Genomic DNA, 13,677 nt, shown 5'->3' on the forward strand with positions numbered 1-13,677 from the left:
TAAGCTTAATCGTATAGCTTGCAAGAATCGTTTTATATATGAGCCAGTGTTCTGTTTTTTTATTTATATTTTGTTATACTTTATAAGAAGGGGTGAGAAAATGATACCACTAACTATTTATTTGCAAAATGGTACAACTTCAGTATCCAACTTACTATTTAGATACTATAAAAAGATTGGAATGACAGATACTGAATTGGTTTTTTACTTACAATTATTACAGTATCAAGATTCAGGAGATTATTTTCCAGATATGGATATGATCACTAAACGTATGGATATGTCTTTAGATGGTGGATACCATATTATTCAAGAACTTATGACAAAAGGTATTTTATCTATTGAAACAAAGCGAAATAAGTTTGGTAAAACAGAAGATAAATATGACCTAACACGTGTTTACCAGAAAATTGAATTAGTTCTTGAACAAGAACAAGAGATAAAAATGGAACAATTAGAAGAAAATAAACGGGTTGAGTTATTTAATAAATTTGAACAGGAGTTTGGCCGTTCTTTATCACCAATTGAATTTGAAACGGTTCAACAGTGGTTAGATAATGATAATTATTCAATAGACTTAATTGAACTAGCTTTGCGTGAAGCTATTTTAAATCAAGCTTATAGTTTAAAATATATGGATAGAATATTACTTAATTGGGAGAGAAAGAATTTAACATCCAAACAAGCTATTCAAAGTGACCAAAAGCAACGGCTTAAAGAAATAGATGATAAAAATATAACTGACACGGAAGAAACATTGCCAAAAGTACCGATGTATAATTGGTTAAATCCTGGTGATAAATAGGAGAGCGTATGTTATCAAAGAAACGAACGATAGAAGCAATTAATTTAATGAAAGAGCTGTATCCTAATGCTAGAGGTGAGTTGAATTATGATACTCCGTTTCAATATTTAATTGCGGTCATATTGAGTGCACAAGCGACAGATATCTCGGTTAATAAGGCAACACCATTATTATTTGAAGCTTATCCAACTGCTGAAACATTAGCTCAAGCTTCATTAGAAGACGTGATGATGCGGATTAAGACAATAGGATTGTATAAAACAAAAGCAAAGAATATTATTAAAGCGTCTCAAATGCTAGTTGAAACCTTTAATGGCGAAGTACCAAAAACAAAAAAAGAACTAGAAAGCTTACCAGGTGTGGGAAGAAAAACAGCGAATGTTGTAGCAGGAGATTTGTTTAATGTTCCATCAATTGCTGTAGATACACACGTAGAACGAGTGAGTAAAAGGCTTAGAATATGTAAACAATCAGCTACTGTCACTGAAGTAGAGGACACACTTATGAAAAAAATACCAGAAGAACGATGGGTCGATACGCATCACACGATGATATTATTCGGACGGTATCATTGTACGGCTCGTAATCCTAAATGTGAGGGATGCTTATTGCTTGATTTGTGTGCTGAAGGTCAAAAAAATATCAATATAAAAAAGAAAAACAAGGAATGACGCATTGTCTTTCCTTGTTTGTTGGCTTAATCTTTTTTTATATCATTATTGCGAGGTTTGTTCTCTTGTGTTGAGGAGTTATTATTCCCTTGATTTGTTTGGTTATTACTGTTATTCCCTTGATTTGTTTGGTTATTACTGTTATTCCCTTGATTTGTTTGGTCGTTATTGTTATTCCCTTGATTTGTTTGGTTATTATTTGTGTCAGGTTTATTTTCTTCAACCGATGTTTCTTGGGAAGATTCTGTATGACTGTCTTCTTTTGTATCTTCTTTACTTTCAGAATGAGGAGTGACTGTTTGTTTTTCTGTTTCATAGTAATAATACGTTGTGTTATCCGATTGAGAACTATTGTATGAAGGTTGTGTTTGCTTAGTATGTCCTTTTATGTAGACTTCATTTCCAACACGAACGACATTAGATGGTTGTTTCCAATCAGTGGGCTCAATATTTTGGTAGAGATACATCATAAACGAACGGTAAATGTCCATTGCAAGTTGTTGATTGTACAATGTAATTGGTTGGAAATAGTCATCGTAACCTGTCCAAACAGCTAAAGAATACTTAGGAGTATACCCAACAAATGTGATATCAGGGCTTCCTTCTCCTTTAACTTTACCTAAAACATCATCATCATAATTACTAGTACCAGTTTTACCAGCTTGAACAATACCATCAATTTGAGCCTGATTTCCAGTTCCTCGATTAATTACATCTTTTAGCATATCTGTTACAATAAATGCGGTTGATTCCTTCATCGCTCGTTTTCCTTGTGATTCAAAACTTTCCTCTGTCCCGTCAGCATAAACGACTTTATTAACATAGCTTGGTTCATAATAGATTCCACCGTTAGCAAACGCTGCATATGCTGCGGCTAATTTTTCAGAAGAAGCTTCAAATCCAATGGCAGTTCCCTCATAGACATTATTATCTAAACCAAGTTTTGAAATAAACTCTTTTGATTTATCATCTCCGACCTCTTTTAGAGCTTTTAATGCAGGAATATTTCTAGAGTCAACTAACGACTCACGCATTGTCAAGTTCCCACGATAAGAGCGATCATAGTTGTAGACGGAAGTTCCATCGGCATACTTATATGGCATGTCTGCGTATATTTGTCCGGAACCATAGTTTAAGTCTTCTATGGTTGGGGCATATGCAACTAGCGGCTTAGCAGTTGATCCAATATTTCGTTTAGCTGTCACGGCTTTATTATCATTCATCGCACCGTCACCAACATTCCGACCACCAATTTGAGCACGTACATCACCGTTTTTTACGTCAATTAATGTTGCAGTTGCTTGGAATTTTTCATCTGGAAAAGCAATAGAAGAGTTTTCGCTATTAATAAGATTATATAAGTATGTTTGTGCTGCCAAATCCATGTTAGTATAGATATCTAAACCATCTGTATAAACATTTTTCTTCGTTTTCTTTTGTACTTCATCAATCACTTGTTTCACATAATTATCTGTGACAACTTGTGTAGTTGAGTCCTCTTTGAGTGGAATTAAGCCATCTTCAATTTTTGTATTTTTCGCTTCATCGTAATCTTTTTTTGAAATCACTTTGTCTTTATACATCTCACTAAGAACAAGATTTCTTCTTGTAGTGGCTAAATCAGGGTGAGTGTATGGATCATAATCAATTGGAGCTTGTGGCATACCAGCTAATAGAGCGTATTGAGCTAAAGATAGCTCACCTAGATTTTTACCAAAATAAGTTTCAGCAGCCGTCTGCATACCATATATGCCGTTTGCCATGTAAACACGATTTATATAATATGTGAGAATTTCATCCTTTGATTTTTTACGTTCAAGCTCAACTGATAACCAGGCTTCTTGAGCTTTACGTTTGATGGTTTGATCTTCTTTTTTAGTTGAGAAAAAAGACAATTTAATTAACTGCTGAGTTAAGGTACTACCACCTTGTCTACTTGTTCCCTTGATATTGGCAACAGCAGCTCCGGCGATACGTATCGGGTCAACACCAGCATGTTTTTCAAATCGTTTATCCTCAATTGAAATGATTGCTTGTTTTAGGGTTGGTGGTATTTGGTTAGGTTCAATGGTTTCACGTTTCTTTTCCCCAATTTCTAAAATCATTTCCCCATTTGAGGCATAAATTTTCGACGAGCGAGTATCCTCTAATTTTTTATAATCAAGTGTAGGAGCATCTTTTGCGTAATAAAAGAAAAGACCGGCTCCACCAATTACAGGTATAATGATTAGTGAGAGAATGACAGTTAAGGTAATTAACACCACTTTTTTTGTATTATGTTTTTTTTGCTTTGATGGTTTATTAGGGTGTTTTGTCCCAATCGAACTATTTTTCATAAATAGAATCTCCTTTTAATATATAATGATCAATAATTGTCAGGTATGGAATAATAGGAGCAATGCCTAATTCTAACTCATACCCAACCTTTTCTATCACATTCAATGGAATAGATTTGCGTTTGTTCTCTTTGTTTTCCCAGTATTCAATGACATGTTTAGCTGGCAGAAAAAAACACCTTTGTAACGTGGAAAACCATATTAACACAAAGACAATCCCCTGCTGGTTAAGACATTGTTTCATATGTTTTATTTGATGGTCATGAAAATTATGAAGTGGAAAAGACGTTTTATTCTTTGTTTCTTTCGCTTCAAAGTCTATGTAGTGACCATTATAAAGGCCATTATAATCAGTTGTAGAAGCTTCTCTAAAGTATGCTTCAGTTATAACAGCAGCACTCCTTTTTGGATAATTCACATGAACAATTTGGACAGGTGTTGGTTTCTTATGAACAATGGCCATTTCTTTAGATAGGTAATACTCGTTACTTTGGTTGATGTATTCTTCAAAAGACATCCCACGATTTGAAAAAGATGGTCGTTTTGTTTTAGCAACGAATTCTTTTTTAAAATGTTTAGATACACCATTAGGGTAATTAATAGTCAAAATACCACACTCCTTCTTTCATTATATCAAACCTTGAAATACAATGAAAAGAAAAAAAGAATAAACTTAAGGTAATGTATAGGAAATTACTAAAAATTTTAATTTTTTCATTAAAAGTGTTGTGTTACATTAGAAAACTGATTATAGTATAATATGAAGTGTGGCGTATTTTCTAAGGATTTTATCAGATTGATGTGACATATAGTATTTAAAAGATAACATGTTTAAAAATGAAATTTATAATGAGGTGTAATAATTGACTAAATTAAATTTATCAGCAAGAGATATTTTACAAAAAGAATTTAAATCAAAAGTACGTGGCTATGATCCGGTCGAAGTAGATGAGTTTTTAGATACCATTATCAAAGATTATGAAACATATAATCAAGAATTATTAGCTTTAAGAGAAGAAAATCATCGATTAGTTAATAAAGTGGACCAATTAACTCAAAGTCAAGCGACTCTTTCTCGTATGAAACAAGAAGTACCTAATCCAACTTCTGTAACTAACTTTGATATATTAAAACGCTTATCAAATTTAGAAAAAGAAGTCTTTGGTAAAAAATTAGAAGAATCATCGGGCTCTGTAAAAATAGATGTGAGTGAACAAGCTCGTGCATCATTGTCTTCAGCAGCTGAAAAAGTATTAAATAATGATGATTTGGGAGCAACTCGTCGTTTTTAATTAAATAAATAATTTGTAATTTTCGGATAATCGCAGTTTACGTTAAGTAAGGTGAGGAAAGTCCATGCTCGCACAAACTGAGATGTTTGTAGTGTTCGTGCTTAATGAAACCATAAATTAAGGTACTTCTTTTTAAGAGGTAACGGCAGGAAAAATAGCTAAGGCTTTTGCTATGCTAGAGTATCCTTGAAAGTGCCACAGTGACGAAGTGATTTTAGAAATAAAATCAGTGGAACGGGTAAACCCCTCGAGCGAGCAACCCAAACAATGGTAGGGGCACCTGTCTCAAGGAAATGAACTTAGGGATGGGACAGAAAAAATTTCTGTAGACAGATGATTATCGTTGATTAGTGTTACCTGGCAGTAATCAATACAGAACATGGCTTATAGAAAATTACAACATCAGGTTGCCTTCCAGTTTGATGGAAGGCTTTTTTTCTAAAATAAAGTTAATTGGGGTTACAAACATGACAGAATATAAATTAATAGCAACAGCAGCTAGTGGTATTGAAGCACTTGTTGGACGAGAACTAAGAGATATGGGAATTGAATGTGAAGTAGAAAATGGTAAAGCCATTTTTTATGGAGACATTGAAACTATTGGACGAGCTAATTTATGGCTTAGAACAGCAGATAGAATCAAAATAGTGGTTGGTGAATTTGAAGCAAAAACGTTTGAATCATTGTTTGATCAAGTAAAATCTTTGCCTTGGGAAGACTTTTTGCCAATGGATGCTAATTTCCCAGTATCAGGAAAATCAATTAAATCAACGTTATTTAGTGTGTCAGATTGCCAAGCTTTGACGAAAAAAGCAATTGTTAATCGTTTGAGTGAATACTATTCAAGATATGGTCGCTTACCAGAAACAGGCGCACAATTTCCAATTGAAGTGGCACTGTTAAAAGATAAAGTAACGTTAACAATTGATACAACAGGACCAAGTTTATTTAAGAGAGGGTACCGTTTGGAAAAAGGTGGTGCACCTTTAAAAGAAAATATGGCAGCAGCTATTATTTCTTTAACAACGTGGCGTAAAGATAGACCTTTCTATGATCCAGTTTGTGGGTCTGGAACCTTTTGTATTGAAGCTGCGTTGATTGGTCGAAACATGGCACCAGGATTTAATCGTGAGTTTTTATTTGAATCATGGCCTTGGGTTAATGACTCAGTGATGGAAACATTACGAGCTGAAGCTGACGCTCAAGTTGATTATGAAACAGAGTTAGATATTTTGGGAACAGATATTGACCCTAAGATGATTGAAATTGCAAAGAAAAATGCAGAAGAAATTGGTTTAGGAGAAGATATTACATTTAAACAAATGCAATTAAGTGACTTTACGACGGAGAAAGAGTACGGTGTGATTGTCGCTAACCCACCATATGGTGAACGTTTAGGTGAAGAAGATGCGGTAAGAGAATTATATAAACAAATGGGGGATGTTTATCGCCCGCTGAAGACTTGGAGTAAATATATTTTAACAAGTGATTTACAATTTGAAAGTTTCTACGGTGCAAAAGCGACGAAGAAACGTAAATTGTATAACGGGGCACTTAGAACAGATTTATTCCAATACTGGGGAACTCGTCCACCAAGAAAGCCAAAAAATGAAGGAGCAAACTAATATGAGTCAAGAACAAGAATTTTTAGCTTATTTGAAAGAGATTGCTTTATTAAATGAAGCAGTTGGTCTAGCTGAATGGGATAGTCAAACAGGTATGCCAGAAAAAGGTGCGTCTTATCGTGCTGAAATGTCTAGTTATTTAGCAGGTATGGCTTTTGATAAATCAACAAATGAGACAATGAGAAAATACATGGAGTATTTTTCAGACCATCCAGAAGAATTATCGGATTTTGGGAAACAAGTATTTGAAAAAACAAAAGAGAACTATGATTTAAACAATAATATTCCAGCTGATCGTTTTCAAGAGTTTTCTCGCTTGTTATCAAACGCTCATAGTGTATGGGTGACAGCTCGTGAGAAACAAGATTTCTCAATTTTCGAGCCCATTTTAACCGACATTGTAGCCATGACGAAAGAATTTATTCCATTGTGGCGTAAAAATGAAGTCACAGACTACGATGTTTTACTAAATCAATACGAACCTGGTATTACAGTTGAAGTATTAGATAATGTCTTTGACCAAGTAAAAGAAGGTATTATGTCGATTCGCAAAGAATTAGAAGAAAAAGGGACAGCACCTAACACGGATTTTATTAACCGTACAGTGCCAAAAGAAATTCAAAAAGAGTTTGTGACACAAGTTGTGGAACAATTAGGTTATGATTTTTCTAGAGGTCGTTTAGATGATACTGTTCATCCCTTTATGTTAAACCTGAACCGTAATGATGCACGTATTACAACACGTTGGGATGACAATGACTTTATTATGGCAACTTTAGGTGTTATCCATGAAGCAGGTCATGGGATGTATGAACAAAATGTTGATGCCAAATTTGACTACACACCACTTGCAGGTGGCACATCTATGGGAATTCATGAGTCACAGTCATTGTTTAATGAAATTATTGTTGGAGGAAGCCAAGCTTTTTGGTACAAACAATTTGATTTATTAAAACAATTAACAGGTGATACATTTGCTGATATTTCAACAGAAGATTTTTACAAAGGATTGAAATTAACGCAACCAAGTTTAGTTAGAATTGAGTCAGATTCACTCACTTATCCACTTCATATTATTATTCGTTATGAAATTGAAAAAATGCTTTTCAATGGCGAATTAGAAGTGAAAGATTTGCCAAAAGTTTGGAATGATAAATACGAAGAGTATTTAGGTATTCGTCCTGAAAATGATACTGAAGGTGTGTTACAAGATGTTCATTGGTCAGGTGGTAGTTTTGGTTACTTCCCATCATATGCTCTAGGTTACATGTATGCAGCTCAACTGTATCATGCAATGAATCAAGATATTAATGTGGAAGAAGTTTTAGCAAGTGATGATTATTCATCAATTAGAGAGTGGTTAACTGAACGTATCCATCAATATGGTAGTTCTAAAAAACCAAACGAATTAATCGTTGGTGCAACAGGTGAAGAATTAAATCCTCAATATTTAATTGATTACATGCGTGATTTATATTTTAATGTATATGATGTAAAAGCTTAAATTTTTAAAAGTTACAGATGATTCTGTAACTTTTTTTGTTGAGAAAGTATAGGCCAAAGGGTACAATAGGGCAATATTGAATAGATAATTAGAGGAGAAAAAAGAGATGGAAGGTCAAAAAAGAGGATTGAAACGGTTTAATACGGTTCAATTTATTACCTTAATGTTTTTAATCATTATTTTTATTGGATCATTTTTATTATTCTTACCGATTAGTCATCAGTCAGGTCAACATTTAAGTTATATTGATGCCTTATTTGTTGCTACTTCATCAGTATGTGTCACAGGGCTAACCCCTATAAATATCTCGCACGTCTTAAGTCCATTTGGGCATGTGATTATGATGATTTTAATTGAGATTGGTGGACTTGGTTTTATGTCCATAGCCTTAATTGTGGCAATGATGTTTCGAAAAAGAGTGTCACTTCAGTCACGTCTTGTCATTAAAGAGATGCTTAACTTGAATAATCAAGGTGGGGTCGTAAAGCTACTTAAATTTGTGGTACGATTTTCGGTGAGTGTGCAAGCTCTAGGTGCGTTGCTTTTGAGTTTTCAATTAATTCCCCAATACGGATTATGGAAAGGATTATTTTATAGTGTGTTCCATTCAATTTCAGCTTTTTGTAATGCCGGTTTTGATTTATTTGGTGATAGTCTTTTTAGTTATCAACAAAACCCATACATGTTACTTGTGATTTCTGGCTTAATCATCGCTGGGGGATTTGGTTTTATTGTATGGTATGATTTGATTCATTTAAAAGAGCATAAACGATTATCACTCCATACGAAGATAGCTTTAACTGTGACACTTAGTTTGTTAATTGGAGGCACTATTTTATTTGCTTTTACGGATAAATTTTATGACATGTCTTTCTTTAAACAAGTTACAAATACATTTTTCTTAAGCGTCACACCACGTACGGCAGGATTTGCTTCCATTGATTATGGTGCAATGAGTTATGCTGGACTAATATTAACCATCGTTTTAATGTTTATTGGTGGAACATCTGGCTCTACAGCTGGTGGCATTAAAACGACAACGTTAGGCGTATTATTAATTCAGTTATTTAGTACATTAAGAGGTCGAGATGAAGCAGAGTGGCAAGAGCGTTCAATTCCTCGTAACATTGTCATGAAATCTTTTGTACTATTCTTTTTTGCGAGTTTATTGTGTTTGTTAAGTGCATTGATTTTATCAATGACTGAGTACAGCCCAGCACATTCTGGTATTGAATACGTGTTATTTGAAGTCGTGTCAGCTTTTGCAACAGTTGGATTAACGATGGGGTTAACCCCTCATTTGACTATATTTGGAAAATTGCTTATTATGTGTTTAATGTTTATTGGTCGTGTTGGTTTATATACAGTCATGTATGCTTTGTTGAGAAAAGAGTTGAATGATATGGGCAATAAGTTTAATTATCCAAAAGAAACAGTGTTAATTGGTTAGAAAATCTGGTATTTTTTTAATGAAATTATTTTTGAAAATTTTCAAATTTTAATTTAAATTTTGATGTGTTATGTATTATAATGAGCATATTAAAAATAAAGGAGAATGTGACATGCTAGATGAAAAAACATTGACTATGGTAAAAACACATCCTGGATTTATTGCAGCGATGGATCAGGGTGATTTAAGTACGCCAGGTGCCTTAAGACAGTATGGTGTGCCAGATGAAACATATCAAACATCTGAAGAGATGCATAACATCATTCATGATATGCGTACGCGTATGATTATTAGTGATGAGTTTTCATCAAAATATGTATTAGGTGTTATTTTATACAAAGATGCGTTAGAGAGAGCCATTTTTTCAGAGCCTATGCCAAACTATCTTTGGAATAAAAAAGGAATGTTACCTTTTCTAAAAATTGATCAAGGATTAGCTCCGTTAGTTGATGGTGTGCAACAAATGGCAGAGTTAACAGAATTTGATACATTGGTGGAAAAAGCAAAAGATTTTCCATTTATCGGATTTAAGTTTCGCTCATTAGTTTGTGCGGCAAATGAAGAAGGCATTAAACAACTAGTGAAACAACAATTTGATTTAGCAAAAAAGGTGTATTCGCTAGGGTATTTACCAATGTTAGAGCCTGATATTGATTTGCATATTATTGACAAAAAACAAGCTGAAATCTATTTAAAAGAAGCCTTAATAAAAGAATTAAATAATTTAGATACTGATATGAAAATTATGCTAAAATTAACGTTACCATCAGAACCAGACTTTTATCATGATTTACTTGATTTTCCACAAGTCGTAAGAATGTTGGCATCTTCAAGTGGTTTAAGACAAACTGAAGCAGATAAAAAATTAAGTGAAAACCATGATATGATAGCAAGTTTTTCGCGAGCATTAACAGAAGGATTAAGTTATCAAGAAAGTGACATGGAGTTTGATTTTCATTTAAGACAAACATTACATGCAATTTTTGATGCATCAAATACATAACCTAGTGGCCATCTGAAAAACAGATGGTCTTTTTATTGAAAAGTCGAAATTAGGAGAATTGGTATGAAAACATTAGTTGTTATTGTGCATCCAAATTCACATGAATCTGGTGTGCAATCATTTTTAAAAGAGAGTTGCACCTCTCTGACAGATGTCACGATTTACGATATTCAAGAAGAGCTATCTTCTTTTGATTTGAAAAAAACACAAGAATTACTAACATCACATCAACGAATTATTTTTCAATTTCCGATGTATTGGTATGCAGCTCCTGATATGCTATATAAATGGCTAGAAAAAGTATTGACCAAATCATTGTACCAATCTGGATTGAAAGGAAAAGAACTAGGTATTGTGATGAGTATGGGACAAAAATTATCAGCATTTCAAGCAGGTGGTACAGAGCACTTTACTATTTCAGAACTGTTAAGACCGTTTCAAGCATTGGCTTATAAATGTCATATGACTTATTTACCACCATTTCCTATTTCATTATTCCCATATCTAAAAGAAGAAGACAAGCATCGTTTACTCATTAGCTACCAACAGTATTTAACAAAAGAAAATGATCACCGTTTTGTGACAAGTGAGAAATGGGCGATTAATCGTTTGAAAGAATTATCTGATAAAGGATTAATCAATGACTTAGACAATAGACTGTCATTTATCCAAGACACATTGGAGAATAATCGTATGGAGCTTGATAGTTTACTAACAACGCTTGAAGAAATGAGGATGGACTAATTGGAAGAAAAAGAGTGGATATTATCCGAACTGTCATTATTACAAACAAAAGAACAGTCATATGAAGTTCAAGCATTTTTAAGTGAATTAGAGTTTATTTTAAAGGAGCAATACAAACGAATTGAACAAGCTGAAGGAGAGATTGATGGCTTACTTTGGAGCCCCAAAGAGTGGTAGTTATTTATCTTTTAGTAGAAATTTGTTATAGTAAAGAAAAATAGATTTGATAGGAGATCCAATGAAGCATGCAAACTATTTAATATTACTTTTTCTTTTAGTTGGCTTAAGTGGTTGTGGCGAAAAGAAGACACAAACACAAGAAACAACAGAAAGTACAACTGGAATGGTTGTAAAAGATAAAAAAGGGAAGCGTAGTACGGTTGTTAATAACATGTTGGTAGGTCACTCAAAAATTAGTTTTAATAATGAAAAATATGACATATTGTCTGAAGGAAAGTTTACGCAAGAATCTCTTTGGGGAACGTTTCAACAAGAAAATAATCAAAAAACATATATCCAAATAGATGCTTTTGACAATACACAAAAGATGTATGGTGAGATTGAGGGGTATGTATTAGATGGCGTGAAATGGGATGAGGCAGAACCAGTTCAGTATCTAGGTGTGATGGAAGAAGCACTTCAACATTCTAAAGATAAAAAAGTGTTGATGTATAAGGCTAGAACAGGTGATGTGATTTTTTCAGTAACAATGTTTGGCAAAGAGAAACTAACCAATAAAGATATTTTAAACCTAAAAGAGATTGCGAAAAGTATTAAAGTAGAATATGTCGCAGATCAAATGATTTCCGCAGGCGGTGAATAACTTCATCGCTTTTTTATATTTTTTTGAAAAAAATTCAAATTTAATCTTATTAAATAAAACGTAAGTTTGGTAAACTGTATAGTGTAGTATATAAAATGACTTTTTAGGAGGAAATAGGCATGGATACATTAGTAAATTTTCGAGATTTAGGAAATATTGTAACCTTAGATAATAAAAAAGTGGTGCCACACCAATTTTTAAGAAGTGGTGAAGTTGTTAATATTTCAGAAAAAGATAAAGAAACATTAAGTAAAATTTATGGTTTAAAAAAAATTGTTGATTTTAGAGGAGATACTGAGGTTAGTCAAAGTCCAGATGATACATTGGCTGGTGTAGTATACGAACACATTGATATTTTGGGCGAGTCAGCCAATCAAGGTGCCAGTTTAGAAGAATTATTGAGTCCTAAATACGATCCTAAAAAAGCCATGATGACAATTTATGAAGAATTAGTTTTATCAGAAAATGCACAAAAAGGGTATTCAAAATTTTTAAGTGATTTCATTAATCAGCCAAATGAAACAACTCTTTTCCACTGCTTTGCTGGGAAAGATCGAACAGGATTTGGTGCAGCGCTGATTTTATATAGTTTAAACGTATCTAGAGAAGCGATTGAAGAAGATTATTTAAAAACGAATGAATCTCGTAAAGTAGCTAATCAAGCTATTTTAGCAGAAATGAAAGAAAAAGGAGCAAGTGAAAAACAAATGTCGAATATGCTTATCATGTTGAATGTTGATAAAGCTTACCTAGATTATGCGTTTGAATTGATTGAAACACACTATAACAGTGTTGAAAATTATTTTACGACTGTTTTAAACTTACCAGAAACATTTTCAGAAGACATGAAAAAACTATACACTATCTAAAAGGAAATCAATTTTGATTTCCTTTTTCTATTGCTAAAAGAGAGTGTTTAATGGATAAACCAAATTCAGATGAACCAAAGTAACCTGTTAGTTTTCCGGACTGACTAATCACACGATGGCATGGAATAATAATGGGAATGGGATTTTTTTACATGCTTGGCCGATAGCTTGATAAGCACGAGGATGATTTGTTTTTTCAGCAATATTTTTATATGAATAGGTTACACCATATGGAATATCACGTAGAGCAAGCCAAACATCTTGTTGGAAAGGCGTCCCTTTTTGTAAGTCAATCGGAACACTAAATTGTGTGATTTGTTTTGAGAGAAATTGCGTGATTTCTTGTATGCATTGTTCAATAATAGGATTATCTGAATGGTTGTAAATTTGTTCGGACGTATGTTCTAAAAAACGGATGTTTGTGACGCCATTCTGACTGGCTTTAATATCTAATACAAAATGACCAACTTTATATGCCATTTTATCTCACTCCTTTGTTTATCATAATACCCAATTTTAGTGAGATATGATAGTATAAAAGGTATGAGAAGGGAC

Annotated in this window: 13 protein-coding genes, 1 other RNA gene and 1 pseudogene; 12 read left to right on the forward strand and 3 right to left on the reverse strand. The window is 33.3% G+C overall.

The features are described from left to right. The first annotated feature begins 100 nt into the window (after nt 1–100). Together BW731_RS10130 and nth are read left to right on the forward strand one after the other, a co-directional pair. On the forward strand, nt 101–805 hold the full coding sequence (locus BW731_RS10130) for a DnaD domain protein (protein WP_079347867.1): 705 nt from the start codon (nt 101–103) through the stop codon (nt 803–805). Between the two features lie 8 nt (nt 806–813). Next, nucleotides 814–1,476, forward strand: coding sequence for an endonuclease III (gene nth / locus BW731_RS10135; RefSeq protein WP_079347869.1), 663 nt, complete (start codon nt 814–816; stop codon nt 1,474–1,476). A 26-nt stretch (nt 1,477–1,502) separates the two neighbouring features. Here nth and BW731_RS10140 read toward each other — a convergent pair whose 3' ends face one another. Together BW731_RS10140 and recU are read right to left on the reverse strand one after the other, a co-directional pair. Then, nucleotides 1,503–3,812, reverse strand: a complete 2,310-nt coding sequence (locus tag BW731_RS10140) for a PBP1A family penicillin-binding protein (protein WP_079347871.1) — start codon at nt 3,810–3,812, stop codon at nt 1,503–1,505. After that, a complete protein-coding gene (gene recU / locus BW731_RS10145; RefSeq protein ID WP_079347873.1) occupies nt 3,802–4,419 on the reverse strand; it encodes a Holliday junction resolvase RecU in 618 nt (205 codons plus the stop codon). The genes BW731_RS10140 and recU overlap by 11 nt, the downstream gene beginning before the upstream one ends. 256 nt (nt 4,420–4,675) lie before the next feature. Here recU and gpsB point away from each other — a divergent pair, with 256 nt between their 5' ends. From gpsB to BW731_RS10190, 10 genes are all read left to right on the forward strand, one after another. Next, nucleotides 4,676–5,104, forward strand: coding sequence for a cell division regulator GpsB (gene gpsB / locus BW731_RS10150; protein WP_079347875.1), 429 nt, complete (start codon nt 4,676–4,678; stop codon nt 5,102–5,104). A gap of 18 nt (nt 5,105–5,122) precedes the next feature. Next, an RNA gene (gene rnpB, locus BW731_RS10155) (RNase P RNA component class B) lies at nt 5,123–5,496 on the forward strand. A 75-nt stretch (nt 5,497–5,571) separates the two neighbouring features. Beyond that, on the forward strand, nt 5,572–6,729 hold the full coding sequence (locus tag BW731_RS10160) for a THUMP domain-containing class I SAM-dependent RNA methyltransferase (RefSeq protein ID WP_079348627.1): 1,158 nt from the start codon (nt 5,572–5,574) through the stop codon (nt 6,727–6,729). Between the two features lies 1 nt (nt 6,730). Further along, the gene (locus BW731_RS10165) at nt 6,731–8,233 is read left to right on the forward strand and encodes a carboxypeptidase M32 (protein ID WP_079347877.1); all 1,503 of its coding nucleotides are present in this window, start codon (nt 6,731–6,733) and stop codon (nt 8,231–8,233) included. A gap of 106 nt (nt 8,234–8,339) precedes the next feature. Next, the gene (locus BW731_RS10170; protein WP_079347879.1) at nt 8,340–9,683 is read left to right on the forward strand and encodes a TrkH family potassium uptake protein; all 1,344 of its coding nucleotides are present in this window, start codon (nt 8,340–8,342) and stop codon (nt 9,681–9,683) included. A gap of 112 nt (nt 9,684–9,795) precedes the next feature. After that, nucleotides 9,796–10,686 carry a class I fructose-bisphosphate aldolase gene (locus BW731_RS10175; protein ID WP_079347881.1) on the forward strand — a complete coding sequence of 297 codons (891 nt, stop codon included), beginning with the start codon at nt 9,796–9,798 and terminating at the stop codon, nt 10,684–10,686. A gap of 63 nt (nt 10,687–10,749) precedes the next feature. Next, nucleotides 10,750–11,430 carry an NAD(P)H-dependent oxidoreductase gene (locus tag BW731_RS10180; RefSeq protein ID WP_079347883.1) on the forward strand — a complete coding sequence of 227 codons (681 nt, stop codon included), beginning with the start codon at nt 10,750–10,752 and terminating at the stop codon, nt 11,428–11,430. Then, nucleotides 11,431–11,607, forward strand: a complete 177-nt coding sequence (locus tag BW731_RS12735) for a hypothetical protein (protein ID WP_198931937.1) — start codon at nt 11,431–11,433, stop codon at nt 11,605–11,607. A gap of 61 nt (nt 11,608–11,668) precedes the next feature. Continuing rightward, nucleotides 11,669–12,253, forward strand: a complete 585-nt coding sequence (locus BW731_RS10185) for a hypothetical protein (RefSeq protein WP_079347885.1) — start codon at nt 11,669–11,671, stop codon at nt 12,251–12,253. Between the two features lie 119 nt (nt 12,254–12,372). Further along, entirely contained in the window at nt 12,373–13,122 is a 750-nt protein-coding gene (locus BW731_RS10190) for a tyrosine-protein phosphatase (protein ID WP_079347887.1), read from the forward strand. Between the two features lie 7 nt (nt 13,123–13,129). On the opposite strand, the pseudogene BW731_RS10195 reads toward BW731_RS10190, so the two are convergent. Beyond that, a pseudogene (locus tag BW731_RS10195) lies at nt 13,130–13,602 on the reverse strand (methylated-DNA--[protein]-cysteine S-methyltransferase). Nucleotides 13,603–13,677 lie beyond the last annotated feature (75 nt).

Origin of the sequence: Vagococcus martis, from assembly GCF_002026305.1 — a bacterium.
Taxonomy (GTDB): Bacteria; Bacillota; Bacilli; order Lactobacillales; family Vagococcaceae; genus Vagococcus; species Vagococcus martis.

What these genes read in the sequence shown, in the direction of transcription:
- BW731_RS10160 (WP_079348627.1), top strand. Translation starts at nt 5,572, where the DNA reads ATGACAGAATATAAATTAATAGCAACAGCAGCTAGTGGTATTGAAGCA.
- nth (WP_079347869.1), top strand. Translation starts at nt 814, where the DNA reads ATGTTATCAAAGAAACGAACGATAGAAGCAATTAATTTAATGAAAGAG.
- BW731_RS10175 (WP_079347881.1), top strand. Translation starts at nt 9,796, where the DNA reads ATGCTAGATGAAAAAACATTGACTATGGTAAAAACACATCCTGGATTT.
- BW731_RS10130 (WP_079347867.1), top strand. Translation starts at nt 101, where the DNA reads ATGATACCACTAACTATTTATTTGCAAAATGGTACAACTTCAGTATCC.
- BW731_RS10140 (WP_079347871.1), bottom strand. Translation starts at nt 3,812, where the DNA reads ATGAAAAATAGTTCGATTGGGACAAAACACCCTAATAAACCATCAAAG.
- BW731_RS10185 (WP_079347885.1), top strand. Translation starts at nt 11,669, where the DNA reads ATGAAGCATGCAAACTATTTAATATTACTTTTTCTTTTAGTTGGCTTA.
- BW731_RS10170 (WP_079347879.1), top strand. Translation starts at nt 8,340, where the DNA reads ATGGAAGGTCAAAAAAGAGGATTGAAACGGTTTAATACGGTTCAATTT.
- BW731_RS10190 (WP_079347887.1), top strand. Translation starts at nt 12,373, where the DNA reads ATGGATACATTAGTAAATTTTCGAGATTTAGGAAATATTGTAACCTTA.
- BW731_RS10180 (WP_079347883.1), top strand. Translation starts at nt 10,750, where the DNA reads ATGAAAACATTAGTTGTTATTGTGCATCCAAATTCACATGAATCTGGT.
- BW731_RS10165 (WP_079347877.1), top strand. Translation starts at nt 6,731, where the DNA reads ATGAGTCAAGAACAAGAATTTTTAGCTTATTTGAAAGAGATTGCTTTA.